We start from the raw sequence: 23,615 nt of genomic DNA on the forward strand, positions 1-23,615 counted from the left end.
CTGGTAAAAGATGGGGGGTAAAAGATTTTTGAGGAGGGGGGGATGGCGATGGGGGCTGGTTTTGGCTATGGGGGGCTTTGGCAAAAGGTGGGGCGGGGTGTTTGATGGATTGACCGGCGGGATGCACGCGCTTCACTGAGGTTTCTCATGACTCCTCTTCATCAACTTCGCGCGGGTGTTATCGGCACCGGATTTATCGGACCTGTTCATATCGAGGCGCTGAAGCGGCTGGGGGTGACGGTGAACGGGATCTGTGGGTCGACGAAGAGTGCGAGGGAGGTGGGGAATCTGTGGGGGATTCCGGAGATCTACGGGGACTATGATCATGAGGCGATGTATGCGAGCCCGAACATCGATGTGGTGCACATCACCTCGCCCAACAAGGTGCATGTGGAGCAGTGCTTGCAGGCGCTGGAGATGGGGAAGCATGTGATCTGCGAGAAGCCGCTGGGAATGACGGCGAAGGACACGCAGCTGGTGGTGGATGCGGTGAAGAAGGGCGGGAAGAAGGGGCCGGTGTTTGCGGTGAACTACATGTGCCGGTTTTTCCCGGCGATTTTGCAGATGCGGGCGATGGTGGCGCGGGGTGACCTGGGGAAGATCATGCATGTGCAGGGGCACTTTTTTCAGGACTGGCTGATGTATGAGACGGACTACAACTGGCGCGTGCTGGCGAGCGAGGGCGGGAAGCTGCGCGCGGTGGGGGATGTGGGGACGCACTGGATCGACGCGGTGAGCTTTGTGCTGGGCGCGAAGACGCAGAGTGTGTTTGCGCATGTGGAGACGTTTCACAAGACGCGGAAGCGGCCGAAGGGCGAGGTGAAGACGTTTGCGAAGGTGGACCCGAAGAAGATGGTGGACTACAAGGTGGACACGGAGGATTTCGGCAGTGTGCTCTTAAAATTTGGCAAGGCGAAGCATGGCTTTGCGGAGGGGGTGCATGCGAATGCGTTCATCTCGCAGGTGGCGGCGGGGTGGAAGTGCAGCCTGAGCTTTGGCGTGTATGGGACGAAGGGGAGCGTGAGGTGGAGCCTGGATCAGCCGAATGAGCTGCTGGTGGGACGGCGTGATGAGCCGAACCAGATCATGCATCGCGGGACGCCGGGGTTTCTGGAGGATGTGGCGAACTACACGGACTATCCGCCAGGGCATGCGGAGGGTTTTAGCGATGCACACAAGATGCAGTACCGCGCCGTGTATGAGCACATCGCGAGCGGGAAGCAGACGCCGGTGCTGTTTGCGACAGCGGAGGACGGGCACCACGAGATCAAGCTGTGCGAGGCGATGCTGGAGAGTACGGAGACGGGGAAGTGGGTGAGGGTGTAGGTCAAGATGGCTCCTGCTGAGCTGTCAAAGTTCAAGTAGTGGTCAAGAGTCGAGTGAAGGTGAGAGGGGGATGCATCGAAGATTTTATCTGTGAGAAATTATGAGCATGATCGGACATCTGGTGCGCATACCCGAGGAAACCCGGGTGCTCTTGCATGCCGAACCGGAAAAAATTGAGGAGCTTCTTTATTCGGACTTTGAAGAGGAACGCGTGGCTGAAGACGATGACCTCGACATCGACAAGACTTGGCATGTGCTGCATTTCCTGTTCACAGGTTTTGCCTGGGACGGAGGTTTTCCGGCGGGGTTTTTGTTATCGTGTGGCGAACCAGTGGGTGATGTGGATGTGGGCTATGGCCCAGCCAGATCTTTCACGCCGCGGGAGGTAAAGCAGATCTCACAGTTTTTGACGAACCTGAAGCCAGCGGCGGTGCGAGACCGTCTGAAGCCGGCGCTAATGAAGAAATTCGAGATCTATCCAGGCCCCTGGAAAGGTGACGAAAAGGTGGAGGAAGAGTGGCCTTATTTTGAAGGTGGCTTAGAAGACACCATCGCATTTGTGAGGGAGGCTGCCGAGAAGGATCTGGCGCTTCTAGTTTATATTGGATGAGCCCCAAGCCGAGCGCTTGTTCGCTGGCAGTTTAGCACGGTCAAGCAGAGCATCTTGTGGCGGACGTGAGTTCTCGGGACTATGAGTGCTCTTCACCTGTTCGAAAGCGGTAGCTGCGCTCGTGCCTCGCTGCGCGACCGCACTCCAAATGGCTGGCGCATCTTTATTTGTCAGAGGCAGAGTTTCGGATAGAGATGGGGGCAAGATTGGGGCGCGTGCGTAGATCCAAGATTAAAAAATGAGATCCGAGAAGACAGTCTGTTGCAAGTGTGGCACGTCGATTATGGCTATGACGGCATCGATTTATCATGGCCGCTGCGCGCCTTGCTGGAAACGCCGTTTGTCTGTGCGGGTGCGCGAGGAGGTGGCTTACTGGCTTTACATTTTGAGGGATTGTCTTACATTCCCCATCACGCTGCCTGCGGCACTTATCAGGATGGCAGTGAAAAGGGTCTATCGGGATGTTCGTTTTCCCTATTCCCGCCATGAGTTGCTGAAGCAGATCTCCAAGCTCTACCCTGAACGCCGCGTGGCGCGGAGGTATCGGAAAGGGGTGATCGACGGCTATTTTGAGCCTGATGTTTTTTGCGTGTGGGGGAGGCCTACGGATCCCAGAAAGCTAGCTTATTGGGATGGTCGGGATGCGGGAGGCCGTCTTGGCCGAGGTGAGATCGACATTTCGTCGATTCCTTAGCGCATTGATGTTTATTGTGGAAGATGAAGGGCTGGGGAGGATGGGGGAGTGCTGAGTGACAGACAAGAGTGTCTATCTGTGCTGGTGCGGCGGTCTGTGGATGCAGACCACCGTCCGGCCTGCGAAAAGCGGTGTGGCGCTGCGCTTCCCACCGCACTCCAAAACGCTGTCGCGCTCTCGTGAGCGTGGGGCTATTGAAGAGGTGCTCGATTTTTTGGGAGAATGAGGGCACTTTGTTTTCATGAACTGGCTGGCGCATCTTTACTTGTCGGAGGCGGGGGTGGAGTTTCGGGTGGGGAATTTGTTGCCGGACTGGGTGGGGCCTTTGGAGTTGGTGGGGTTGGGGGAGGGGTTTCAGAGGGGGATAAAGAGGCATCGGAGGATTGATGCGTTTACGGATGCGCATCCAATGGTGAGGAGGAGTGTGAGGAGGTTTGAGCGGCCGTTTCGAAGGTATGGGGCGGTGCTGACGGATGTGTTTTATGATCACTTTCTGGCGGCGGGATGGTGCGGGCATTGTGCGGAGGCGCCGCCGCTGGGGGAGTTTGTGAGCGGATTCTATGAGTCGGTGGAGGCGGTGCGGGAGAGTGTGCCGGCGCAGGCGTGGGAGGTGCTGGAGCACATGCGGCGGGCGGACTGGCTGGGGTCTTATGCGACGGTGACGGGGATTGAGATGACGCTGAGAAGGATGAGCAGGAGGCTGAGGAGGCCGTTTGATCTGGCGGCGGCGGTGGAGGTGCTGGAGAAGGAGTATGAGGGGTTCAGGGAGGACTTTGAGGCGTTTTTTCCGGAGGTGCGGAAGGAGTGTTTGATCGCTTAGTGGGGATGGGGATCAGGACGATTTCCATCCTGGCCTGATGAGGAGGCCGTTGTTGCGCCGGCAAGCTTGATGGGCCGGATTTTGGACCATTCATCGGACACTCATGGGGCACTCATCAAGGAACCGAAGGGCTTGAGGAAGTGATGACCGGATTGCAACACCGCAGAGAATTTCAGAGGGGGGCGAGGCGTAGTGCTGCCGGATGCGGAGGAGAGGGAGACAGGCGGAGAGGCCTGCGGAAAGCACTAGCTGCGCTTCGGTTCCAAATGGGGCTGGTTGGCTGCGGGGTCAGGGGGGTGGAGACTGGGGGCGGAGCCAGAGGGTGAGGAGGCCCAAGAAGAAGGAGATGGGGGCGGCGAGGTAGAGGAGGGTGTGGGTGAAGGTGCCGGTGAGGGAGGCTCCGCGTTCGAGGAGGAGGGGGCCGAGGGCGGAGGCGAGGACGGTGAGGGTCTGGGCGACGCCCATGATGCGGCCGAGGTGGCGCTTGCCGAAGACTTCGGGCCAGATGGCGAAGAAGGCGACGGTGATGATGCCGGCGGAGATGCCCATGATGGCGGCGAGGACCCAAAGCTGGGTGGTACCGGAAATGATGGAGAAGGAGGAGAGACCGATGGCCTGCGCGATGAGGGCGAGGCCGAGCCATTTGTGCAATGGCATCCAACGTGTGCCGCCGCCGAGGCCCTGGCCGATGAGGGAGATGATGGCGGTGCCGGCGAGGAACTGATGATAAGTAGCGCGATCGAATCCGCGCTCGGCGAGGAGGGCTTCATTGAAGAGGCCGATGCCTGCCTGCACTCCGGCGAAGAGGGCGATGCCGGCGCTGTAGAGCCAGAAGGCGGGCTGACGGAGGGATTCTGCCAGGGTGAAGCCGGACTCGGATGTGGTCTGGGATTCGTCTTTGTGTATCCGATTCGGCAAAATGAAGATGAGCGGGGTGAGGACGAGCAAGGCGATGGCGATGTCTGCCCATGCAACGCGCCAGCCGGACAGGACGATGATTTTGCCAATAATGCCGAAGGCCACCATGAAGAGCACGGAGAGCAGGATCGTGTAGGTGGCGGCGGCACCGCTGCGGCCCTGGCGGAAGGCTGCGCCAGCGACGCCGATGCTGACGACGGAGAGGGCGCTCTGACCGAATGCGCGAGTGAGGAGGATGAGGCCAAAGAGCTGCATGACGACGGACTGCGGTGGCGGCGAGGGATAGGCGCTGATGGCCCACACGACGGCTGACAATCCGACGAGCAGAACGGCAGTGGCGAGGCGGGGGCCGCGGCGGTCGAGCCACCAGCCGACGGGGAGGCAGGCGAGAGAGCCGAGGAGGGTGGCCCAGAGATTGATGTGGGCGTAGCTGGCTTTGGAGAGCTGCAACTCCTTCAGCAGCGGTTCGGTGATGAGTCCGAGACCTTGTGTGCGGCCCGGCAAGGTGGCGAGCATGAGGAAGGACCCGGCGATGACCTGGGTCCAGACGGCGGGGGAACGGGATGCGGCGCTTGCGTTGTTCTCGCTCATCGGAAGTAGGTTTCGGTTTTTCCGTACTCGGCATAGCGCTCCTGCAGCCACTCGTGGAAGAACTGGTAGTGCGCGGTGCGGAGATCTCCGCCGTCACGGGCGGCATTGAAGCTGAGGTAGAGGAGGCGGCGGGAGTGGGGGGATGTGTTGGGGGCGGAACAGTGGGGCGTGAATCCGCTGAAGAAGGCGACGTCTCCGGGCTGGAGTTCGAGGACGACGCCTTTGCTGCGGTCCACTTGGTCGTCTTTTAGCGTGTGATACATGCCATCGCGCGGACTCATGCAGCCTTGCTGATGGTAGCCGGGGAAGACTTCGGTGGCGCCGCTGCTGGCGTCTGAGGGATCGATGGCGACGATGACGGTGAGGAAGGACTCGGGAAAGCTGTCCCAGGAGATGTAGTCCTGGTGCATGTCGTAGCCTTTGGCGCCGGAGGGCTTGAAGATGAGCTTGTCTTTGAAAAGGAAGGCGGGCTCGCCGTAGAGCTGCGCGGCCATCTCGCTGAGGATAGGGGAGCGGGCGATGCGCTCGCAGACGGGGCTGATGTCGATGACGGGGTCGAAGCAGTCGAAGCGGCACTCGCCGGTCTCGGCATGGTTTTGCCAGCGGCAGCGGATGTTGTTGACGTCGATGAGGTGAGTGAGGCCGGTGAGGCGCGCGGCTTCGGTCTGGAGCTCGGCGGCTTCAGCGGCGAAGATGCCTGGGGCGGTGACGAAGCCATCGCGGTGATAGGCGGCGATTTGATCTGGGGAGAGAGGCATGGGGAAGAAGAAAGGGAACGCACAACGGCGGCTGATGGCGTTTCAGAGCCAACAACCGCCGATGAAACTGCTGTGTGGGTGGGTGGACTAAAACTTGATGCCGGCGCGGACGCCGAAGGTCATGGGGGCGCCGCTTTCGCCGACGTAGCCGGAGGCTGCGAGGCCGGGGAACGGGATGGCGATGGGGACGTAGCGGGTGTTGAAGGCGTTGTTCATGAATAACTCCGAGTACCAGGACTGACGGCGCAGGCCGAGGCGGAAATTGGCGAGGGTGTAGGCGTTCTGACCGGCGGCGTTGGTGCTGTCATAGACGAAGCCGCCGAGGAACTGCACATCGGCACGTGCATAGACGGTCCAGCCGCGGGGGAGTTCCCAGTTGTACTGTGAACCGACGGCGGCGGTGTAGTTCGGTGTGTAGGGGACTTTGTTGCCACCGATGTTGGCACCGTTGTCCATGCTGCCGGAGAGGAAGCGGGCGGTCTGAAGACCGGCGCTGCCAAAGAGGGTCCAGCTTGAAGTGGCCTGGTAGTTCAAGTTGAGCTCGATGCCTTTGGAGGCGGCATTGCCAGCATTGATGATGTCGAAGGTGGCGAGGGAGGCGCCGTTGGGAGTATTGAGCTGGAGATTGCGCCAGTCGGTGTAGAAGAGGGCGAGCTGGAAGCCGAGCTTGTCCTGCAGGGCCTTGCCTTTGACACCGAATTCATAGTTCCAGGTGCGCTCCTGGTCGTAGCTGTTGCGGCCGGTGACGGAGGCTGTGTTGAAACCACCCGCCTTGTAGCCGCCGGCGAAGCCGAAGTAGGCCATGAGACCGGGAGTGAAGCGATAGGCGATGGAGGACTGAGGGGTGACCTGATTGAACGACCTGGAGCCGCGCGAGGAGGCGTCCAGCGAAGGGAGGAAGGGCGGTGCCACCGGGCCGCGGTTGGCGGAGAGGTCCGCCTGCTTGTGCTCAAGGTCCCAGCGCAGACCCGTGGTGAAGTCGAGCTTCTTCCAGGCGGTGAGGGTGGTCTGGGCGTAGATGCCCATGCCCTGGTCGTGGAGATTGGCGCGAGTGTTGGTGGTGCTGGCCGGAATGAAGACGGGGAAGAAGACGTTGTCCTGATTCTGGAAGGTGGTCTGCTGGAAGGTCTGATCGAAGAAGAACGCACCGGCCTGCCAGGCGAGGGTGGCCTGCTCATTGATGACGATGGGCGCGCCCTTGGGACTGGAGAAGCGGAACTCCTGGCTCCAGGTGGTCTGCTGCTGGCGGTTGTTGCGCAGGAGGAAGGTGCTGCCGGGTACAAAGTTGAAGGTGGAGTAGTCGAGGTCGGTGGTGTCTTCTTCTTTCCACCAGACGAGGCCGGTGGTGGAGGTGAGGTCGAACTTGCTGCCATGCCAGGTGACCTGGAGAGTGGGCATGAGGACATCGCGCTTGGTGCCGCCGGCGAAATCACGGGCGGACTGGCGCGGGGTGGCGCGGAGGGAAGCCAGATCATTGAGGGCGTAGTCGCCATCGCGAGCGGATTCACCGGCGATGATGAGGCGGACTTCCAGCTCCTTGGACGGAGTCCAGAGGAACTGGGTCTTGCCGAACCAGGAGCCGCGGTTGTCGATGGGCTGGCCATTGACCGTGTTCTTGGTGTAGCCGTCGCGTTGATTGTAGCCAAACATGGCGCTGACGCCGAGGACGTCATCAATGAGGGCGCCGCTGACGCGTGCGCGGTAGTCCTGGAGATTGTAATTGCCGATCATGGTCTGGGCTTCGCCTTCCCAGCCTCTCATGAGCGGCTTGCGGCTGGTGATGCTGATGAGACCGCCGGCGGTATTGCGGCCGTAGAGTGCGCCGACGGGGCCGCGCACCATGTCGACCTGGTCAACGTCAATCAGCATGATGCTGGCGGAGTAGGCGTTGAACTGGGGCACGCCGTCGATGTAAGTGGTGACGCCGGGATTGGTGGGGGAGCCGCCGATGCCGCGGAAGCGCGGAGTGCTGATGGCGCGTGCGCTGAACTCGGTGAAGACGGTATTGGGCGCGTACATGGCGGCGTCCTTCACGGTGTATATGGCGGCGTCCTGCAGGGTCCTGCGTGGGACGGCGGTGGCGCTGATGGGCGCCTCAAGCAGGGTTTTGTCCGAGAGCTTCGGTGCGGAAATGACGATCTCATTGAGATCGATGAGCCTGGAGGGATCGTCCTTCTTCTCGTCTGCCTGCTGAGCGAAGGCGGAGCAGGCGGACATGAGAGCACTGGCGGCAAGGAGGCGCGGCAGCGCACGGCGAAGGGAATGATTCGGGAGAGTCATGGCGGCGCGTGTTTTATCTTACTTGCGCAAATTGGCAATTATTATTTCGCCATTGGGACCAGAGGGGTTCTTGCGGATAGAGGCTGATCTGCTAAACCTTTTTGCATGCCATCACGCACCGTGACACGCTCCTTCGACTGCCTGACCGCCATGCGCGCGCTGGGCGAGCCGACACGGCTGCGCCTGGTAAGAGCGCTGATCGGCGGAGCAAAGCCAGTGACCGAGCTGTGTGAAACGCTGCAGGTGACGCCCTACAATGTGTCCAAGCACCTGAGGGTGCTGAAGGAGGCGGGGCTTCTGCAGGTGGAGAAGCAGGGCCAGCAGCGCATCTACGCGCTGGCAGCGGCCTTCAGCGAGAAGCTGGTGCGCAACTCCAACACCCTCGACCTGGGGTGCTGCCAGTTTCATTTCGACAAGCTGCCGGAGTGAGAGAGAAGGAGCCGGATCAAGGTGGCTGCGCCGTCAAGACTCGGTCAAGTATTGTCAAGCGGGGTTCTTTTAGACAGAATATCGTGGTCTTGACGTCTTGACTGCCTGACCTTTTGACTCGGTCTCTATTTCCCATGTTCCGCTCTTTTACCTTCCTGCTTCTCTGTGGTTCTTCGCTTTTTGCCGCCAAGCCCAATGTAGTGCTCATCTGCGTGGATGATTTGAAACCGCTTCTGGGGTGCTATGGGGACAATGTGGTGAAGTCGCCGAACATTGACCGGCTGGCGAAGCGCGGGGTGATGTTTGAAAAGGCGTTTTGCAACCAGGCGGTGTGCTCGCCCTCGCGCAATGCGCTGCTGACGGGACTGAGGCCGCAGTCGCTGGGGATCTATGAGCTGAGCACAAATTTTCGGAAATCGGTTCCGGAGTCGGTGACACTGCCGCAGCACTTCAAGGCGAACGGTTATCGCGCGGAAGGACTGGGCAAGATTTTCCATGTGGGGCATGGCAATGTGAATGACGAGGCTTCCTGGAGCGTGCCGCATTTCACACCGAAGACGATCAGCTATGCGCTGAAGGAGAACAATCCGCCGGAATCCACCCGGGAGCAGGCGTTGTTTGATAACAAGAAGGAGGCGTGGAAGCTGCCGCGGGGCGCGGCAGCGGAGTCTGCCGACGTGGCGGACAATCAATATGGGGATGGGATGATCGCTGATGAGGCGGTGAAGCGGATCGCGGCGGCGAAGCAGAAGCCGGGCGAGCCGCTTTTTCTGGCGGTGGGATTTTTAAAGCCGCACCTGCCGTTTGTGGCGCCGAAGAAGTACTGGGATCTGTATGATCCCAGCGCCTTCAAGCTGCCCGCGCTGCAAACGGCGCCTGCAGGCGCGCCTGAATTTGCACCGACGACCTGGGGTGAGCTGAGGCAGTATCGCGACATTCCGGAAACGGGGCCGCTGACGAAGGAGCAGGCGCTGCATCTCATCCACGGCTACCATGCGGCCACGAGCTACATGGATGCGCAGGTGGGCAAAGTGCTGGATGCACTGGATGCGAGCGGTCTGGCCGAAAACACGATCATCGCGCTGTGGGGTGACCACGGCTGGCACCTGGGGGACCATGGGATGTGGTGCAAGCATACGAACTATGAGCAGGCGGCGCGCATCCCGGTGATCGTGGCGGGGCCCGGGATCTCGCCGGCGCGGACGCAGGCGCTGATTGAGTCCTGTGACATCTATCCAACGCTGGCGGAACTGGCGCAGCTGCCAGCGCCGCCGCAGGGGGACGGGCGCAGCTTTGCGGAGGTTCTGCAAAAGCCAGAAACGAGCGTGCGAGATCATGTGATCCATGTTTATCCTCGCGGCCAGGGACTCATTGGGCGCGCGATCCGCACGCAGCGGCATCGGCTGGTGGAATGGAAGAAGCCGGGGGCTGCGCCAGAGACAGCAGTGCTGGAGCTGTATGACTATGAGGCGGATCCCGCAGAGACGAAGAATCTCGCGATGGAGCAGCCTGCGATCGTGAAAGTGCTGCGGCAGTTTCTGGCGAAACATCCGGAGGCGCGGCCGCAGATCGCCAGCAAGCCGGAGGCGGCGCCGACGAGGCCGGTGCAGGACCGCGGCAAGATGTTTGACCAGCGGGACCAGAACAAAGACGGGCAGCTGACGAAGGAAGAGTTTTTGCTGAAGCAGCCGGATCCGGAGGAAGCGCCGAAGAGGTTTCCGAAATTTGACACGGATGGCAACGGAGTGCTGAGCCGTGAGGAGTTTATCAAGGGCGGGAAGAAGTGATCAGCGCTGCTTCATCTGGTCGCGCCGGCCGTCGGCATAGGCGGTGAAGACGGCTTTGATCTCATCGCGCACGCGGCGGAAGACGGCGAGGATTTCGGCGTCGGTGCCGGTGGCGTGGGCGGGATCGTCGAAGGGCCAGTGGTGGCGGTTGAGCTGGCCCGGGAAGAGAGGGCAGGCCTGATCGGCATTGCCGCAGACGGTGATGACGGTCTCGACTTTGCGGTCGAGAAACTCGTTCATGTGCTTGCTGTGATGTGAGGAGATGTCGATGCCGATTTCCTGCATGGCGGCGATGCCGAGCGGATGGACGTAACCGGCGGGCTTCGAGCCGGCGCTGGCGACTTCGAGGATGTCTCCTGCCACGGAGCGCAGGATACCTTCGGCAAGGTGGGAACGGCAGGAGTTTCCGGTGCAGAGGATGAGGACGAGAGGCTTCACGGAGAATTATGAATGATGAATGATGAATTATGATTTATGAAGCCGGAGGCGGGGAGCAGCAGGTGGAATCGCGGACACAGAGGCAGAGGGGGACGGCGAGGAGGGCGCCGAGCGTGGGGGCGATGAGGTAGAGCCAGAGGTGGGAGAGATGGCCGGAGACGAGGGCTGGTGCGAGGGAGCGGGCGGGGTTCATGGAGGCACCGCTGACGGGGCCTGCAAAGAGGGCTTCAAGGGCGATGACACCACCGATGGTGATGGCTGCGGTGATGCCCTTTTCCTTCGCGCCGGTGGAGACGCTCAGGATGGTGAGCATGAGGATGGAGGTGAGAACCAGCTCCATGATGAAGCTCTGGCTGTCTGAACCAGCGGGCAAAGTGGCGCCGAGCGTGGCGTCCTGTGGAAAGAGTGTGTGCAGCAAAAAGCTGGCGGTGCATGCACCGACGATTTGCGCCGCGAGGTAACCGGGGACTTCATGCCAGGAGAAGCGGCGGGCAGCGGCGAAGGCGAGGGTGACGGCGGGATTCAAATGCGCGCCGCTGACATCGCCAAAGGTGTGGACCATGGCGAGCACGACGAGGCCGAAGGTGAGGGCGACACCCATGTGTGTGATGGAGCCGTGGCTGGCGGCATTGATGACGATGGCGCCGGTGCCCGCGAAGACGAGGGTGAAGGTACCGAGGCATTCGGCGAGGAGCTTCTTTTTCATGGGTGGGAGATCAGCAGCATTTGGAGCCGGGAGTGCAGCAGGTCGCAGGCAGGGCCGCCTTTGGCGCGGGAGCACACTCCCCGGGAAGGCAGATGCCGCGGGCGAGGCAGTCGGTGTGCTTCAGGCCGAGGCGGAAGGTGAGAGCGCCGTCAAGGATCTCGGAGCCTTCCACGGGGAACTGTGCGACGACGTAGTCTTCGTATTCGATTTCGACGGGAAGGTCGTGATGCGGAAGCACATCGCCCGATTTGTCGAAGATGGCGGCGAGTTTTCCGGCCAGAAGGCGATGGTCCACATCCTCATGCACCCAGGTTTGCAGGAGGCAGGTTTCCAGGGTGCGGCGCGTGCCGCCGCAGTCGATGAAGCGCTTCATGACGTGGCCGACTTCGGTGATGTGGAAGTGCGCGGGAACGAAGCCGCCGTCTGGCAGGAGGAGTGAGACGGGCTTGTCCGGGTTTGAACGGAGTGCGGCGAGGAATGCGGTGATGTTCATGAGACTAGCAGCAGGTTTTGGCTTTCGGTTTGGGTGATCGGCGAGAGAGCTGATCGACGCAGCGGAGGAAGTCGCCGAGGCAGTCGCAAACGAGGCGGTAGTAGATGTTGAGGCCGCGCTTTTCGCAGACGAGCACGCCGGCCTCGCGCATGAGGGTGAGATGCTTGGAGACGGTGGACATGTCCGCACCGACGAGGTCCTTCAAATCGCAGACACACATCTCGCCCTCCATGAGGGACTCGGCGATGAGAAGACGGGAGGGATGAGCGAGGGCCTTGATGACGGCGGCGCGTTTGGTGACGGTGGCTTTGCTGGCGGGCATCTGTTTGGTTATTTGGTCATTTAGCCAAGCAGTTGGTCGGAGGCAAGCGGTTTTGATGGGGGGCGTAGGGGAAGAAGGCGGCGGGAGTTCTGAAGGACAGAAAGGACTCAAAGGACGGAAGGGACGCCGGAGAGGTGGGCTGTGGTGTTTGCGACAGCGGAGTGTCAGAGTATCGCGCGGCAATAAAGCGCGGCCCCTCACCCCAGCCCTCTCCCCGGAGGGAAGTTTCTTCGTAGCCGTTTGTGAGTCAGGGGCGGGGAGAGGGAGACCTCTTTTCGGCCGCCGTGGATTTCGTCAGGCTTTCTGGCGCTTCCAGATGTGGCAGAGGTACCAGGCTTTGAGGGTGGCGGCGGCTTCGCGGTAGTTGGAGCAGCTTTTGAACATCATGCCGGGAAGGCCTGCGGCGAGGAACTGGGCGGCGAACTGGCTGCGGTCGGCACGGGAGACATTGCCTTTGCGCATGAGGCCGAGGAAGTGGCCCATCTCGCGGAGGATCTGTTTGTGCAAGGCTTTGCGCACGGGGGGTGGCTGGCCAGTGGCGAGTTCTTTTAACAGTGCGCCGACTTTGAGATAGCTGGCGATACGATGGTGGACTTTGGCGGCATCGCGCGATTGAGTAAGTGAGGAGGGATTGCGACGGTAACCGTAGCGGGGAGGCTGGGAGAAGGCGAGGCGTTTGACGGCGAGGGCGAGCTGGATGGTCCAGGGAATGTCCTCGTGGATCATGTCCCGGCGGAAGCGAAGCTGGGCTGACTCAAGGACGCTGCGGCGGCAAAATTGCAGCCAGACGTAGTGGGGCCATTCGCGTGTTTTGACACTCTGCACCATCCACTCGGCACCGGTGAGAGTGCTGTCCCAGGGCTGCTTGCGGAGAATGGCGAGAGGCTTGGTATCGAGGAAGGCCTGGGGGTCGGTCTTGAAGCTGAAGCCGTTGCAAAGGAGGCAGTCGAGAGTCCCCTGCTCTGCCTGCTGATGCCACGCAGCGAGAGAGCCGGGAGCGAGCCAGTCGTCTCCATCGAGGAAAGCGACCCACTTGCCGGAGGCGCGGCCGAGTCCGGCATTGCGTGCGGCGGAGACGCCTTGATTGGGCTGCGCGATTACGACGATGCGGGGATCCTTTTCGGCATGAGCCTTGATCTTGCTCAACGAGGCATCGGTGGAGCCGTCGTCGATGATGATGATTTCCAGTGACAGACCTTCCTGAGCACGCGCGGCGGAGAGAGATTCATCCAGATACGACTCGTTGTTGAAAACGGGGATGATGAGGGAGACGTCTGGTTGCATGCAGGGTTGGGGCGGCCGGTAAGAGAGGCCATGGGAACGAGTCCAGCAATCGACTTTCCTGGTCAGGCGGCCTGCCCGATTCCGCTCAGGCGATACTGAGAAGGGGAAACGCCGGTGTGGCGACGAAACCAGGCGGTGAAATGGGAGGCGTGACGAAAGCCGAGGCCGAAAGCGATTTCCTTGAGGGTGTCCTGACCTGCCATGACGCGCTCGCGCGCGACATCGAGGCGGCGGCGTTCCATGAAGGTGCGCAGGCCGAGGCCGAGGTGCTGGTGCAGGAGCTGCTCGGCCCGACGGGTGCCGATGGGGAAATCGGGCGGGAGACTCGGGGTGGTGTGATCAAGCGGCAGCGCCTGCAGCCAGGCGATGAGTTGATCGACACGGCGGCGTGAGCGGGCCTGGGGAACGGGCTGCACCTGGAACTGCTGCAAGGTTTCCATCCATGCAGAAAACCAGGTGGTGAATGCGGCCTCGCGCGCGGCCCATGCGGTAGCGGAATGGGACGCGGGCTCGATGGCCTGGCGGTAGGTGACGGTTTTTCGCGCGCCGTGAATGCTGGCGAAGAGCTGCTGGGTGGCTTTTTGCAATGCCGGGGCAGCAGCGGCGAAGTTGAGCGCATTGCGAAAGAGGGAGGTGCCATCCGGCCACTGGCTGCGAAGGCCAACGGAGAGCAGACGCGTGCCGGGCGCAAACCAATGACGACGCAGATGAGGCGAAGAAAAAAAGGCGTGGCCGAGCGGCACGAGGATTTCTTTGCCATCGGCCTGGATGCGGACCTCGCCGCGCTCCACGAAGAAGACACCCGCTGGCACGGGGATCTCGGGAGACCAAACGCCGCACTGCGGCACCGGGCCGCGATACACCCACAGCCACTCATGGCGAAGAGTGCGCCAGACATCGGCGGGGAGTGAGAGGGCCTGCGGTTTGGGCATGGTGTAGCTTTGCGGGGGATGTAAGGGATTTCAATGCGGCATAACTGACGACGGTTGCCAGGGAAGCAGGCGTGGGTTTGATCCGGGCATGAAATCCAACCTTCTGCTGCTGGTGGCATGCACCGGCATTCTTGCTGCTGAAGAACCGCGCCGCGTGAGCGGCATCTATCCGGGCCTGGCGATGTTTAACAACGAAGGGGAGTGCGGCACTGGCGCGGTGGTGCCATGGGCAGACCGGCTGTGGGTGGTCACGTATGGCCCGCATCTTCCGTTTGGCTCGAGCGACAAGCTGTATGAGATCACGCCGGAGCTGCAGCAGGTGGTGAGACCGGAGAGCGTGGGTGGAACCCCGGCGAACCGGATGATCCATGCGGAGTCGAAGCAGCTTTTCATCGGGCCGTATGTGATCGACGCGGAGCGCAAGGTGCGGGTGATCTCGCCACACAAGATGCCGGGGCGACTGACGGGCAATGCGCGGCATCTGAGCGATCCGGCGGGAAAGATTTATTATGCGACGATGGAGGAGGGGCTCTATGAAGTGGATGTGGACTCGCTGGCGGTGACGTCTCTGATTCGTGATGGCAATCCTTTGAAGAAGGGTTTTACGGTTGAGACACCGCTGACCAAGCTGGAGTCGCAGCTGCCGGGATATCATGGCAAAGGGCTGTATTCGGCGCAGGGGCGGCTCATTTACGCGAACAACGGCGACCGCGACAAACGAGTGCTGACGGACCCGACGACGCCAAGCGGTGCGCTGGGTGAATGGTACAAACCGGGTGAAGACTGGCAGCTGGTGAGGCGGAATCAATTTACAGAAGTGACGGGGCCGGGCGGCATCCAGGGCAGTGATGTGAACGCACCGGTGTGGAGCATCGGGTGGGATGCGAAGTCGCTGATCTTGATGCTGCTGGATGGTGGGAAATGGCAGTCGTTTCGGCTGCCGAAGGTGAGCCACAGCTATGACGGCGCGCATGGATGGAACACGGAGTGGCCGCGCATCCGTGACATCGGCGAGGATGATCTGCTGATGACGATGCACGGGGCGTTCTGGAGATTTCCGCGGACGTTTTCAGCCGAGAACACGAAGGGCATCCGGGTGCGCAGTGCGTACATGAAGGTGATCGGTGATTTCAGCCGATGGAATGAACGACTGGTGTTTGGCTGCGATGATTCGGCGAAGTCGGAGTTTCTGAACAAGCGCAAGGTGAAGGGCGGGATCGACAGTGTGGGGCAGTCGCAGTCGAACTTGTGGTTCACGAGCACCGAGACACCGGACAAGCTGGGGCCTGCGCATGCGAGCGGTGCGGTGTGGCTGCATGAGAGTGTGAAAGCGGGTGACAAGGCGGACCCGTTTCTAGTGGCGGGATGGAAGCACGGCAGCGTGTGGCGGGTGGATCACGCGAGCGGAAGCGCCCAGCGTGAAGACATCGACACCAGCAACGTTGAGTGGCTGCAACTGGCGGCCGACCATGACAGCAAGGATATGAGCGTCATCATCACACTGACGAACGGCGATGCGCGAAGCAACGAAGCAGATGCGATGTTTGAGGGCGTGGCACGGGCCGGAGACAAGAAGATGCAGACGGGAGTGTTCCGTGCGCGTGGTGAGAATACGCGAACGCTGAGCTTCGCGGCGGATGCAGGCTACTATGAGCTGGATGCGAACCTGAAGCTGAAGCGGGTGGAGGATGCGAAAGCAGAGGCGTATGTGAAAACGAAAGTGGCGATTCCAAAGCAGGTCATCACACTGGACGAGGCGAGTGTGCTGGTGGTGGATGATCGCGGACGCCGGTGGAGGCTGCCGCGTGCGACAACGGCGCTGGATGCCGCAACGAATGCGGGCGAACTGCGGGTGTGCCGTGAGGTGGCCACCGAGCGCGACATGCTGAGCGCTTGCGGCACTTTCTTTGAGCTGCCTGCGGAGAATGCGGATGGCTTCGCGAAGATCCGGCCGGTGGCCTCGCATGATCTGCGGGTGACGGATTTCGGCGGGTATCGCGGTTTGTTTCTGATGAGCGGTGTGAAGACGGATGCGCCCGCAAGCGAACACATCCTGCGCAGTGACGACGGCAAGGCGGCGCTGTGGGCGGGGGCGATCGATGATCTATGGAAGCTGGGCAAGCCGCGAGGCGAGGGCGGGCCGTGGAAGAACACGAAGGTGAAGGAGGGACAGGCGAGCGATCCGTATCTGATGTGGGGCTATGACAAGCGGACGCTGACGCTGAGCCATGATGCTGCAAATGATGTGAAGATGAAGGTGGAGCTGGATCTGACGGGGACCGGTTTGTGGGTGACGTACCGGGAGGCGGCGGTGGCGAAAGGGGCGGAGCTGAAGCTGGAGTTTGAACCAGCGGTGCAGGCACGCTGGGTGCGGGTGACTGCGAATGCAGCATGCGAAGCGACGGCGCAGCTGAAGTATGAGTGAGGGCGGTTTGGTCCTAAAATGGTGTGGGTGTGCGGCCTGATGTGACAGGATGGCACGGTTTTTTAGTAATCCTTGCTTTGATTACTGGAACACTGGTCATCAACGTCCGGGATGCCTCCCTTGCCGCCACTGCGGTTTATAAAATAATTCATCGCTTCCACATCCGGCGATGTCACAATCGCCGTATCACAAACGACCATGACCGCCGCCTTCGGACAGATCCTCAACGCCGCGCGTGAAAAACGCGGCCTGTCCATTGAGGACACCGCGCATGAAACACGAATTCCAGTACAGCGCCTGCGTTATCTGGAGGCTGGGAATATCGCGGCTTTTGGGAGTCTGACGTATGCGCGTTCGTTCCTCCGTCAGTATGCCGACTTCCTCGGCGTGGATGCGTCCGAGGTGCTGGAGGAACTTCCTGAAGGAGCGCTGGGTGGAGAGCGTGATTACCGTTACCTGACCCAGACACAGGGGCCCTGGCTGCGTGAGAACGACCCCTACGCGGAGCGCGGTGCCGCTCCTGCAGCAGGCGGCGGCCGGGTGAGGTCCATTCAATCGCCGCTGCCTGCGGCTCTGGGGGTTTTTGCATTCATTCTGATTGGCACTGCCATGTGGGGAAAGCATGTGGCTGATCTGCACAACCAGGAGGAGCCTGCCGCGCTGAAGGCGCTGCCCGTGGATGATGATGAACCCCCGGCACCCGCTCCGCTGGTGACTCCCGAAGGCAAAGTGGAGATGGCGAATGTGAAACCGAAACCGGTGGATTTTCCGCCTGCTACGAATAAGGTCACGCCCGCCAACTGATCCACGATGCCTGCTCCAAAAAACTCTCCTTCCAAATCCCCGTGGTGGCTCGAGTCGCTGCTGGGCTCTCTCGGGATCATCCTTGCCGTCGGCATTGCCGCGTATGTGAACGAGACGGCGCGTGAAATCGTGGCGCAGGGACTGGCCTATCTGTTCGCATTTTTTTCGACTCCGTTTGTGCTGGAAACCAGCACGGCCTTCCTGGGACTTTGCATTGTGATGTTCATCAACAACCGGCGTCTTGAGCGTGAAGGCGACGGCTGGGTGGAAATGGAGATCACGGAGCCAGACACGGTGGAAAGCACCACCCCGGGCCAGACTTCTGCCGAGAAAGCTTCCGAGGCCTGAATCTAACTGGCCTCAGTCACGTACCTGTTCACAGTTCGGGCCCTCCGAACGTGAAACTTACGCCTCTGCATGACTTTTGCTCCACCGACTTCCACACTTCCGCCTGTGTCTCACGGGCAGCGTGTGATGGCGGCGGGGAAGTTTCTGCGACTGGAGGATGGCACTCCACACTTCATGCGAGGGGTCAGCTATGGGCCGTTCAAGCCGAACTCCCGAAGCGAGCCTTTTCCTGAAGACGCCCAGCTGACCGCGGACCTGCGCCACATCGTTGCGCTGGGGTTTAACACGGTGCGGCTGTATGAGCTCCCGACCGAGGCTGTACTGCGCGAGGTGGAGGCGCTGGGGCTGCGGCTGATCGTGGGCATACCGTGGAGCGAGCACGTGGATTTTTTGGCGAGCGCCTCTCTTTGCCGTGACATCGAGAATCGGGTCAGTGCTGCGACGGCCCGGCTGGGAGAGCATGCCTGCATCACCGCGTTTCTGGTGGGCAATGAGATCGAGAAAACACTGGTGCGCTGGATGAAGCCGGGGCGCGTGCGTGCATTCATCGAGAGACTGATCGAGACAGCGCGACGCAATGCTCCGCAGACACTGGTGAGCTATGCGACGTACCCGTCCACCGGATATCTGGTGCCGCGCAATGCGGACTTTCTGGCGGTGAATGTGTACCTGGAATCTGCGGCTGCATTCAGCGCCTACCTCGCGAGCTTGCAAAATCTTGCCGGCAACCAGCCGCTGCTGATCACGGAGTTTGGGCTGGATGTGGCAACGCATGGCGTGGAGAGGCAGACGGAGGTGCTGCGCTGGCAGCATGAATGCCTGCTGAAGGGAGGGTGCGCAGGCGGGGTGTGGTTCGCGTACACTGACGAGTGGCACCGAGGAGGGAAGGAAGTGGCAGGGTGGAAGTTTGGCCTGGTGGATGGTGAGAGGAAGGAACGGCCCGCGTGCGCGGTGCAGAAAGAGCTGAAAGCGAGCTGGGCGCCGCCTGCGGTGCCGCCGCGCATTTCGGTGGTGGTTTGCACAAGGAATGGAGGCGCCACTTTGCGCCAGTGCCTGGAATCCTTGGTGGCGCTGAATTATCCGGATTTTGAGGTGCTGGTGATTGATGATGGATCAAAGGATGCCACGGCTGAGATCGTGAAGGGTTTTGAAAGGGCGGGCTATCACCACCAGGAACATTCGGGGCTGAGTGCGGCGCGCAATCTGGGGGCGCAGCTGGCCACGGGAGAGATCCTGGCCTATACGGATGATGACTGCATGGTGCATGCGAACTGGCTGCTGCACCTGAGCCATGCGTTTATGGAAGAAAACGTGGTCGCGGCGGGAGGGCCGAACATACCACCGCCGCCGCGCAACCGGATCGAGCGAGTGGTGGCGGCGGCACCGGGCGCGCCGGCGCATGTGCTGCTGGATGACACGGAGGCGGAACATCTGCCGGGCTGCAATCTTGCCATTCGGAAGAATGCGCTGGAGGGCATCGGCGGGTTCCGGGCGGAATTTAAGACGGCAGGAGATGACGTGGATGTGTGCTGGCGGCTGCGGGAAGCAGGGGGCAGGCTGCTGTTTGTGCCGGGGGCCATGGTGTGGCATCACCGGCGCTTCACGCTGCAGGCCTATCTGGCCCAGCAGCGCGGCTACGGACAAGCGGAGGCGCTGCTGATGAAGCACCATGCCGAGCGCTTTGGATTTCTCGGAGGCGCGCGGTGGCGCGGAGGCATCTACGGAGATGAACACCCGGCGGATCATCCGGTGGAAGGCAGCATTTTTCACGGGCCGTTTGGGCTGGGGGCGTTTCAGGTGATCTACTCCTCTTCGAGTTTTCGCTGGTGGGAGTGGTTCACCGGCCTGCTCTGGGTGGCGCTGCTGCTGCTGGCGCTGCTGTGCCGGCTGCCATGGGTGGCGGCGGGGCTTCTGAGCTTTGCCCTGTGGTCGGCGTGGCAGATGAGTGTGCGCAATGCTGCTGCTGCAAATCTCCGGCGCATGGAAGACCGTCTGCTGCTGTGGTGGCTGAGCTTTCTGCAGCCCATGGTGCGGGAATGGGCGCGGCTCCGTGGCATGGTGGCCCTGGGGGCGAGGCCGAGCCGGCACCCGCTGCTGCCGAACATCATGCCCCCGACGCGGCCGCATAAGATCACGCTCAACCTGGGCACGCTGAGTTTCTGGAGTGAGAAGGGAACGACCCGCGAAGCCTGGCTGCAGGAACTGCGGAAGGAATTTCGAACGGCGCACGTGATTTTCCGGGATGACGACGGCTGGCGCTGGTTTGACGTGGAGGCGTGGCCATGGGCCGAAGTGTCACGGGCCTTTCTGAGTGTGACGGAGTTTCATGCCGACGGGCGCTGCCTCACGCGGGTGCGGCTGCTGCTACGCGCACGGCGCAGCCTGGGATGGAACCTGCTGCTGTGGCTGATGGTGGCGACGATTTTGATGGTGGCGGGACTGCATGCGCTGCTGGTGCTGGGTGCTCTGGCAGCCCTGGCCATCGGCCTGCTGCTGCCGCTGGGAGTGTGGGTGATGCGCCGGGACATGCACCGGCTTGCGCGGCTGGCGGCAAAGAGAGCGGGGCTGGAGGAGATGCGGTAGGAAGTAGAGCTAGCGCTTCATCACACGCGCGGCGCCGAGCCATAGGACGATGGGGACGATGGCGCTGAGGGCAAAGGCCCAGGCGGGCTCGCTCTGGCCGAGGTGGCCGATGGCGGCAAAGACGAAGCCGGTGGGAATGGAGCCGCAGGCGAGAGCAGGGAGGAAGACGCGCCAGCGCATGCTGGAGAGTCCGGCGAGGCAGGCGATGGCCTCCGGCAGAACGGGCATCCAGCGGGAGAGAGCGACGAGCCAGCCGCCGCGGCGCTCAAAGATTTCCTCGCCTTTGCGCAGGCCCTCCGCACCAGCGATCCAGCGAGCAGCACCGCGACCAAGCCAGCGGCAGGCGGCGTAGGCGATGATGCCTGAGAGCATGGAGCCAGCCGCGCTGATGAGGCCGCCGAGCAACCAGCCGTACATCCAGCCGAGGGCGGACATGACGACGGTGGAGGGCACGGGCAGAATGATGTCCGCAATGAGCAGGAGGATGCCCGCCGCCCAGGCCCAGGAGCCGTAGCTTTCCATCCACGTGCGAGCGCCTTTGAGACTGAGGGTTTGATCAAACTGATCTCCCCAGATCATGAAGGGAATGATGATCCCGGCGAGGATGATGAGAGTGAGTAGGAGGAGCGAGCGGCTGCCACGGGTCATGCGGACTAACACAGCAGGCAATAGCCTCATGGCAAGAGCGGCGCGGCTTTCCCAACCATGCCTGCCTCGCGCTGGCCGGAGCCGGGGCGATCGACGTCTCCGAGGTCGGCGCGGGCTTTTTCCGCGAGCTGAGTGAGGCGCTGCACGACTTCAGGATGCTGCGCGGAGACTTCGTGCTCTTCGCTGACATCATGGCGGACATCGAAGAGCTGAAGCGGGAAGGGTTCACGTTTGGGACTGAGGTTTTTGAATTTGCCATCGAGGGGCAGGTAGAGCTTCCAGTCGCCCGCGCGCACGGCCTGAAGCTGCTGCATGCGGTAGTAGAAGAAGCCGTCCTCATCCCAGGGGGAGCGGGTGCTTTTTGCATCCGAGAGAAGCGCCGTGATGTCGTGCCCATCGATCTTATGCGGCGGGAGGGCGGCACCCGCGAGACTGGCGAAGGTCGGCAGCATGTCCATGGTCGAACACAGGGCGTCGTTGACGGCTCCGCCGGGGATTTTGCCAGGCCAGCGCATGATGCAGGGCATTCGCATGGCTCCTTCTGAAGTGTCATAGCCGAAGCCGCGGTAGGGGGCATTGCTGCCCTGGGGTGGAGTGCGTCTGACGGCGCCGTTGTCGGAGGTCCAGACGACGAGGGTGTTGTCCGCGAGCTTAAGACGCTGCAGAGCGGCCATGATCTGGCCGGTGCTCCAGTCGAGCTCCTCCACGGAGTCGCCGTAGTCTCCATTGGCGCTTTTGCCGCGGAAGTTTTCGCTGGAAAAAGGGTGCGCGGTGGAGCCGGGCATGGTGTGCGGCAGGTAGAGGAAGAAGGGGGAGGCGGCGTGCTGCTCGATGAAACGAACTGCTTCTTCGGTGCAGCGTTTGACCAGATGATCGCGGTCCGCAGGGGCCTCGATGACTTTTTCTCCGCGCATGAGCGGGAGGTCCGGCCAGATGTCCGGCTTCTTGTCCTTGGTCATGTCATCGCTGTAGGGGATGCCAAAAAAATCATCGAAGCCCTGGCGTGTGGGAAGGAAGGCCGGCTGATCGCCGAGGTGCCATTTGCCGATGGCCATGGTGGCGTAGCCTGCGCTTTTCAAAACTTCGGCGATGGTGGTCTCCGAGGGATTGAGCCCTTTGCGTGCGACGGGCTGGAGGACGGCGCCGCCGGTGTCGCTGATGTGCATGCCGATGCGGCGAGGATAACATCCGGTCATGAGAGCGGCGCGGCTTGGGGTGCAGACGCCGCTGGCGACGTAGAAGCTGGTGAACTTGGTGCCTTCAGCGGCGAGGCGATCTACATTGGGAGTGCGATGCAGCTTTGAGCCGAAGCAGCCGAGATCGCCGTTGCCGAAGTTGTCCACGAAGATGAAGACGATGTTTGGCTTTGCAGCGAGGCTGCTGACCGAGAACAACAGAAGCAGGCAGAGAGTTTTCATGGAGTGAGGGCAGGATTCACGCCTCCCACTGGCGCATGAGGCCAATCAGGGCGCACCCGGAAACGGGTCTGCCATTAAACGCAGCCGAGCCTCGTCTTTGAGCGAAATTCCGTGGGCCAACGCTGGCGACATAACGCGGATGGAAGCCATGAGAAAGGTGGCGCCAAGGATGAGCAGCCATGCGGTGAGCCAGCGAGTGGAGACGGCCCAACGGGAGGCTCGGCGTGTCTCAAACAGCCGCTGCAAACGGACGCGCAGGCCCGAACGACGGGCAAAGGACATGGCGAATGTTTGCGACGGAGTCTGCGAAGTGGCATGGGCGAGAAGCATCTCGCCGTACTCACGCCTGCTGCAGGATGAGACGGCCTCTTCATCACAACAGATCTCTGATTCCGCCTCGTAAATGCCGCACACGACATGCATGGCAGGATTCCACCAAAAGACAGCACGAACGAGTGCCGCGCAGAAGCGGTGCAGTCCGTCCCGCTGGCGTGCATGCTGGCATTCATGGCGCAGGGTGGCACGGAGCGTGTCCTCCGGCCATGAGACAGCCTCCAATGGCAGGAGCACGCAGGGACGCAGCCAGCCGGTCATGCAGGGGCCTTCGATTTCTGAAGTGAGTCGCACCTCGACGGCAGCGCCGGCATTCAGCGTGCACTTAGTGGAGTGGCGAACCAAGCGCTGGATGCCGCTGACGTCACGCACCACGCGAAGCAGCAGCAGCAAACTGCCGAAGGCCCAGACCAATGTAAGCAGCAGGAGCCATCCGCCGGGTAAAGAAGCCCCGGATGGAGCGACTGCAATAGGAGCCACAGACAGGCCCGGCCACGGCATGGGCAGCCAAGGCACCAGCCACAGCCCCCACATGCCGAGCAGGGCCAGGAAACGCCGTGCCCGAGGATGCTGCGCGGGCACCACGAGTGCGGCGGTGCTCATGAGGGCCGCCCACAGGGTGGCTTTGAGAGCGATGGCGATCCAAAAGGCGGTCATGACGGTGAACG

The 23,615-nt window shown here is 61.6% G+C and carries 21 protein-coding genes; 9 read left to right on the forward strand and 12 right to left on the reverse strand.

Annotated features, from left to right (window positions below):
• The first annotated feature begins 147 nt into the window (after positions 1 to 147).
• From ACILSR_RS20640 to ACILSR_RS20650, 3 genes are all read left to right on the forward strand, one after another.
• The gene (locus ACILSR_RS20640) at positions 148 to 1,326 is read left to right on the forward strand and encodes a Gfo/Idh/MocA family protein (RefSeq protein ID WP_395751683.1); all 1,179 of its coding nucleotides are present in this window, start codon (positions 148 to 150) and stop codon (positions 1,324 to 1,326) included.
• 106 nt (positions 1,327 to 1,432) lie between these two features.
• Complete coding sequence (locus tag ACILSR_RS20645) at positions 1,433 to 1,936, forward strand: YfbM family protein (RefSeq protein WP_395751684.1); 504 nt, start codon at positions 1,433 to 1,435, stop codon at positions 1,934 to 1,936.
• 1,118 nt (positions 1,937 to 3,054) lie between these two features.
• The gene (locus ACILSR_RS20650; RefSeq protein WP_395751685.1) at positions 3,055 to 3,450 is read left to right on the forward strand and encodes an ACP phosphodiesterase; all 396 of its coding nucleotides are present in this window, start codon (positions 3,055 to 3,057) and stop codon (positions 3,448 to 3,450) included.
• Between the two features lie 288 nt (positions 3,451 to 3,738).
• On the opposite strand, the gene ACILSR_RS20655 is transcribed toward ACILSR_RS20650, so the two are convergent.
• The 3 genes from ACILSR_RS20655 to ACILSR_RS20665 all read right to left on the reverse strand — a co-directional run bounded on the left by ACILSR_RS20655 (position 3,739) and on the right by ACILSR_RS20665 (position 7,997).
• Positions 3,739 to 4,959 carry a nitrate/nitrite transporter gene (locus ACILSR_RS20655; protein WP_395751686.1) on the reverse strand — a complete coding sequence of 407 codons (1,221 nt, stop codon included), beginning with the start codon at positions 4,957 to 4,959 and terminating at the stop codon, positions 3,739 to 3,741.
• On the reverse strand, positions 4,956 to 5,717 hold the full coding sequence (locus ACILSR_RS20660; protein WP_395751687.1) for a phytanoyl-CoA dioxygenase family protein: 762 nt from the start codon (positions 5,715 to 5,717) through the stop codon (positions 4,956 to 4,958). The genes ACILSR_RS20655 and ACILSR_RS20660 overlap by 4 nt, the downstream gene beginning before the upstream one ends.
• An 87-nt stretch (positions 5,718 to 5,804) precedes the next feature.
• Positions 5,805 to 7,997, reverse strand: a complete 2,193-nt coding sequence (locus ACILSR_RS20665; RefSeq protein WP_395751688.1) for a TonB-dependent receptor — start codon at positions 7,995 to 7,997, stop codon at positions 5,805 to 5,807.
• Between the two features lie 105 nt (positions 7,998 to 8,102).
• On the opposite strand from ACILSR_RS20665, the gene ACILSR_RS20670 reads away from it, so the two are divergent.
• Both ACILSR_RS20670 and ACILSR_RS20675 read left to right on the forward strand, forming a co-directional pair.
• Positions 8,103 to 8,426, forward strand: coding sequence for an ArsR/SmtB family transcription factor (locus ACILSR_RS20670; protein WP_395751689.1), 324 nt, complete (start codon positions 8,103 to 8,105; stop codon positions 8,424 to 8,426).
• 134 nt (positions 8,427 to 8,560) lie between these two features.
• Entirely contained in the window at positions 8,561 to 10,213 is a 1,653-nt protein-coding gene (locus ACILSR_RS20675) for a sulfatase-like hydrolase/transferase (protein WP_395751690.1), read from the forward strand.
• On the opposite strand, the gene ACILSR_RS20680 is transcribed toward ACILSR_RS20675, so the two are convergent.
• From ACILSR_RS20680 to ACILSR_RS20705, 6 genes are all read right to left on the reverse strand, one after another.
• Entirely contained in the window at positions 10,214 to 10,651 is a 438-nt protein-coding gene (locus ACILSR_RS20680; protein WP_395751691.1) for an arsenate reductase ArsC, read from the reverse strand.
• A 34-nt stretch (positions 10,652 to 10,685) separates the two neighbouring features.
• A complete protein-coding gene (locus ACILSR_RS20685) occupies positions 10,686 to 11,357 on the reverse strand; it encodes an MIP/aquaporin family protein (protein WP_395751692.1) in 672 nt (223 codons plus the stop codon).
• 10 nt (positions 11,358 to 11,367) lie between these two features.
• Entirely contained in the window at positions 11,368 to 11,850 is a 483-nt protein-coding gene (locus tag ACILSR_RS20690) for a DUF6428 family protein (RefSeq protein WP_395751693.1), read from the reverse strand.
• Between the two features lie 4 nt (positions 11,851 to 11,854).
• Entirely contained in the window at positions 11,855 to 12,172 is a 318-nt protein-coding gene (locus tag ACILSR_RS20695) for an ArsR/SmtB family transcription factor (protein WP_395751694.1), read from the reverse strand.
• A gap of 294 nt (positions 12,173 to 12,466) precedes the next feature.
• Entirely contained in the window at positions 12,467 to 13,456 is a 990-nt protein-coding gene (locus tag ACILSR_RS20700) for a glycosyltransferase (RefSeq protein WP_395751695.1), read from the reverse strand.
• Between the two features lie 62 nt (positions 13,457 to 13,518).
• Positions 13,519 to 14,388, reverse strand: a complete 870-nt coding sequence (locus ACILSR_RS20705) for a helix-turn-helix transcriptional regulator (RefSeq protein ID WP_395751696.1) — start codon at positions 14,386 to 14,388, stop codon at positions 13,519 to 13,521.
• Positions 14,389 to 14,476: 88 nt separating this feature from the next.
• On the opposite strand from ACILSR_RS20705, the gene ACILSR_RS20710 reads away from it, so the two are divergent.
• The 4 genes from ACILSR_RS20710 (at position 14,477) to ACILSR_RS20725 (ending at position 20,548) form a co-directional block, all read left to right on the forward strand.
• Positions 14,477 to 16,813 (forward strand): hypothetical protein, encoded by a 2,337-nt coding sequence (locus ACILSR_RS20710; RefSeq protein ID WP_395751697.1) that lies wholly within the window; start codon positions 14,477 to 14,479, stop codon positions 16,811 to 16,813.
• 198 nt (positions 16,814 to 17,011) lie between these two features.
• Positions 17,012 to 17,617, forward strand: coding sequence for a helix-turn-helix domain-containing protein (locus ACILSR_RS20715; protein WP_395751698.1), 606 nt, complete (start codon positions 17,012 to 17,014; stop codon positions 17,615 to 17,617).
• A 6-nt stretch (positions 17,618 to 17,623) separates the two neighbouring features.
• Positions 17,624 to 17,965 carry a hypothetical protein gene (locus tag ACILSR_RS20720; protein WP_395751699.1) on the forward strand — a complete coding sequence of 114 codons (342 nt, stop codon included), beginning with the start codon at positions 17,624 to 17,626 and terminating at the stop codon, positions 17,963 to 17,965.
• 69 nt (positions 17,966 to 18,034) lie between these two features.
• Positions 18,035 to 20,548: a glycosyltransferase gene (locus tag ACILSR_RS20725; RefSeq protein ID WP_395751700.1), complete on the forward strand. Its 2,514-nt coding sequence runs from the start codon at positions 18,035 to 18,037 to the stop codon at positions 20,546 to 20,548.
• A 9-nt stretch (positions 20,549 to 20,557) separates the two neighbouring features.
• On the opposite strand, the gene ACILSR_RS20730 is transcribed toward ACILSR_RS20725, so the two are convergent.
• The 3 genes from ACILSR_RS20730 to ACILSR_RS20740 are packed head-to-tail and all read right to left on the reverse strand — an operon-like array spanning position 20,558 to position 23,604.
• Positions 20,558 to 21,226: a TVP38/TMEM64 family protein gene (locus tag ACILSR_RS20730; protein WP_395751701.1), complete on the reverse strand. Its 669-nt coding sequence runs from the start codon at positions 21,224 to 21,226 to the stop codon at positions 20,558 to 20,560.
• A complete protein-coding gene (locus tag ACILSR_RS20735; protein WP_395751702.1) occupies positions 21,223 to 22,614 on the reverse strand; it encodes a sulfatase in 1,392 nt (463 codons plus the stop codon). Before ACILSR_RS20735 ends, ACILSR_RS20730 begins: the two co-directional genes overlap by 4 nt.
• 45 nt (positions 22,615 to 22,659) lie before the next feature.
• Positions 22,660 to 23,604: a M56 family metallopeptidase gene (locus ACILSR_RS20740; protein WP_395751703.1), complete on the reverse strand. Its 945-nt coding sequence runs from the start codon at positions 23,602 to 23,604 to the stop codon at positions 22,660 to 22,662.
• Positions 23,605 to 23,615: the final 11 nt, after the last annotated feature.

This window comes from Prosthecobacter sp. (assembly GCF_044222565.1).
Classification (GTDB): Bacteria; Verrucomicrobiota; Verrucomicrobiia; order Verrucomicrobiales; family Verrucomicrobiaceae; genus Prosthecobacter.

Excerpts from the sequence above, each read along its gene's own strand:
- ACILSR_RS20640 (WP_395751683.1), top strand. The coding sequence starts at position 148 with ATGACTCCTCTTCATCAACTTCGCGCGGGTGTTATCGGCACCGGATTT.
- ACILSR_RS20645 (WP_395751684.1), top strand. The coding sequence starts at position 1,433 with ATGATCGGACATCTGGTGCGCATACCCGAGGAAACCCGGGTGCTCTTG.
- ACILSR_RS20655 (WP_395751686.1), bottom strand. The coding sequence starts at position 4,959 with ATGAGCGAGAACAACGCAAGCGCCGCATCCCGTTCCCCCGCCGTCTGG.
- ACILSR_RS20660 (WP_395751687.1), bottom strand. The coding sequence starts at position 5,717 with ATGCCTCTCTCCCCAGATCAAATCGCCGCCTATCACCGCGATGGCTTC.
- ACILSR_RS20665 (WP_395751688.1), bottom strand. The coding sequence starts at position 7,997 with ATGACTCTCCCGAATCATTCCCTTCGCCGTGCGCTGCCGCGCCTCCTT.
- ACILSR_RS20670 (WP_395751689.1), top strand. The coding sequence starts at position 8,103 with ATGCCATCACGCACCGTGACACGCTCCTTCGACTGCCTGACCGCCATG.
- ACILSR_RS20675 (WP_395751690.1), top strand. The coding sequence starts at position 8,561 with ATGTTCCGCTCTTTTACCTTCCTGCTTCTCTGTGGTTCTTCGCTTTTT.
- ACILSR_RS20685 (WP_395751692.1), bottom strand. The coding sequence starts at position 11,357 with ATGAAAAAGAAGCTCCTCGCCGAATGCCTCGGTACCTTCACCCTCGTC.
- ACILSR_RS20690 (WP_395751693.1), bottom strand. The coding sequence starts at position 11,850 with ATGAACATCACCGCATTCCTCGCCGCACTCCGTTCAAACCCGGACAAG.
- ACILSR_RS20695 (WP_395751694.1), bottom strand. The coding sequence starts at position 12,172 with ATGCCCGCCAGCAAAGCCACCGTCACCAAACGCGCCGCCGTCATCAAG.
- ACILSR_RS20700 (WP_395751695.1), bottom strand. The coding sequence starts at position 13,456 with ATGCAACCAGACGTCTCCCTCATCATCCCCGTTTTCAACAACGAGTCG.
- ACILSR_RS20705 (WP_395751696.1), bottom strand. The coding sequence starts at position 14,388 with ATGCCCAAACCGCAGGCCCTCTCACTCCCCGCCGATGTCTGGCGCACT.
- ACILSR_RS20710 (WP_395751697.1), top strand. The coding sequence starts at position 14,477 with ATGAAATCCAACCTTCTGCTGCTGGTGGCATGCACCGGCATTCTTGCT.
- ACILSR_RS20715 (WP_395751698.1), top strand. The coding sequence starts at position 17,012 with ATGACCGCCGCCTTCGGACAGATCCTCAACGCCGCGCGTGAAAAACGC.
- ACILSR_RS20720 (WP_395751699.1), top strand. The coding sequence starts at position 17,624 with ATGCCTGCTCCAAAAAACTCTCCTTCCAAATCCCCGTGGTGGCTCGAG.
- ACILSR_RS20725 (WP_395751700.1), top strand. The coding sequence starts at position 18,035 with ATGACTTTTGCTCCACCGACTTCCACACTTCCGCCTGTGTCTCACGGG.
- ACILSR_RS20730 (WP_395751701.1), bottom strand. The coding sequence starts at position 21,226 with ATGAGGCTATTGCCTGCTGTGTTAGTCCGCATGACCCGTGGCAGCCGC.
- ACILSR_RS20735 (WP_395751702.1), bottom strand. The coding sequence starts at position 22,614 with ATGAAAACTCTCTGCCTGCTTCTGTTGTTCTCGGTCAGCAGCCTCGCT.
- ACILSR_RS20740 (WP_395751703.1), bottom strand. The coding sequence starts at position 23,604 with ATGACCGCCTTTTGGATCGCCATCGCTCTCAAAGCCACCCTGTGGGCG.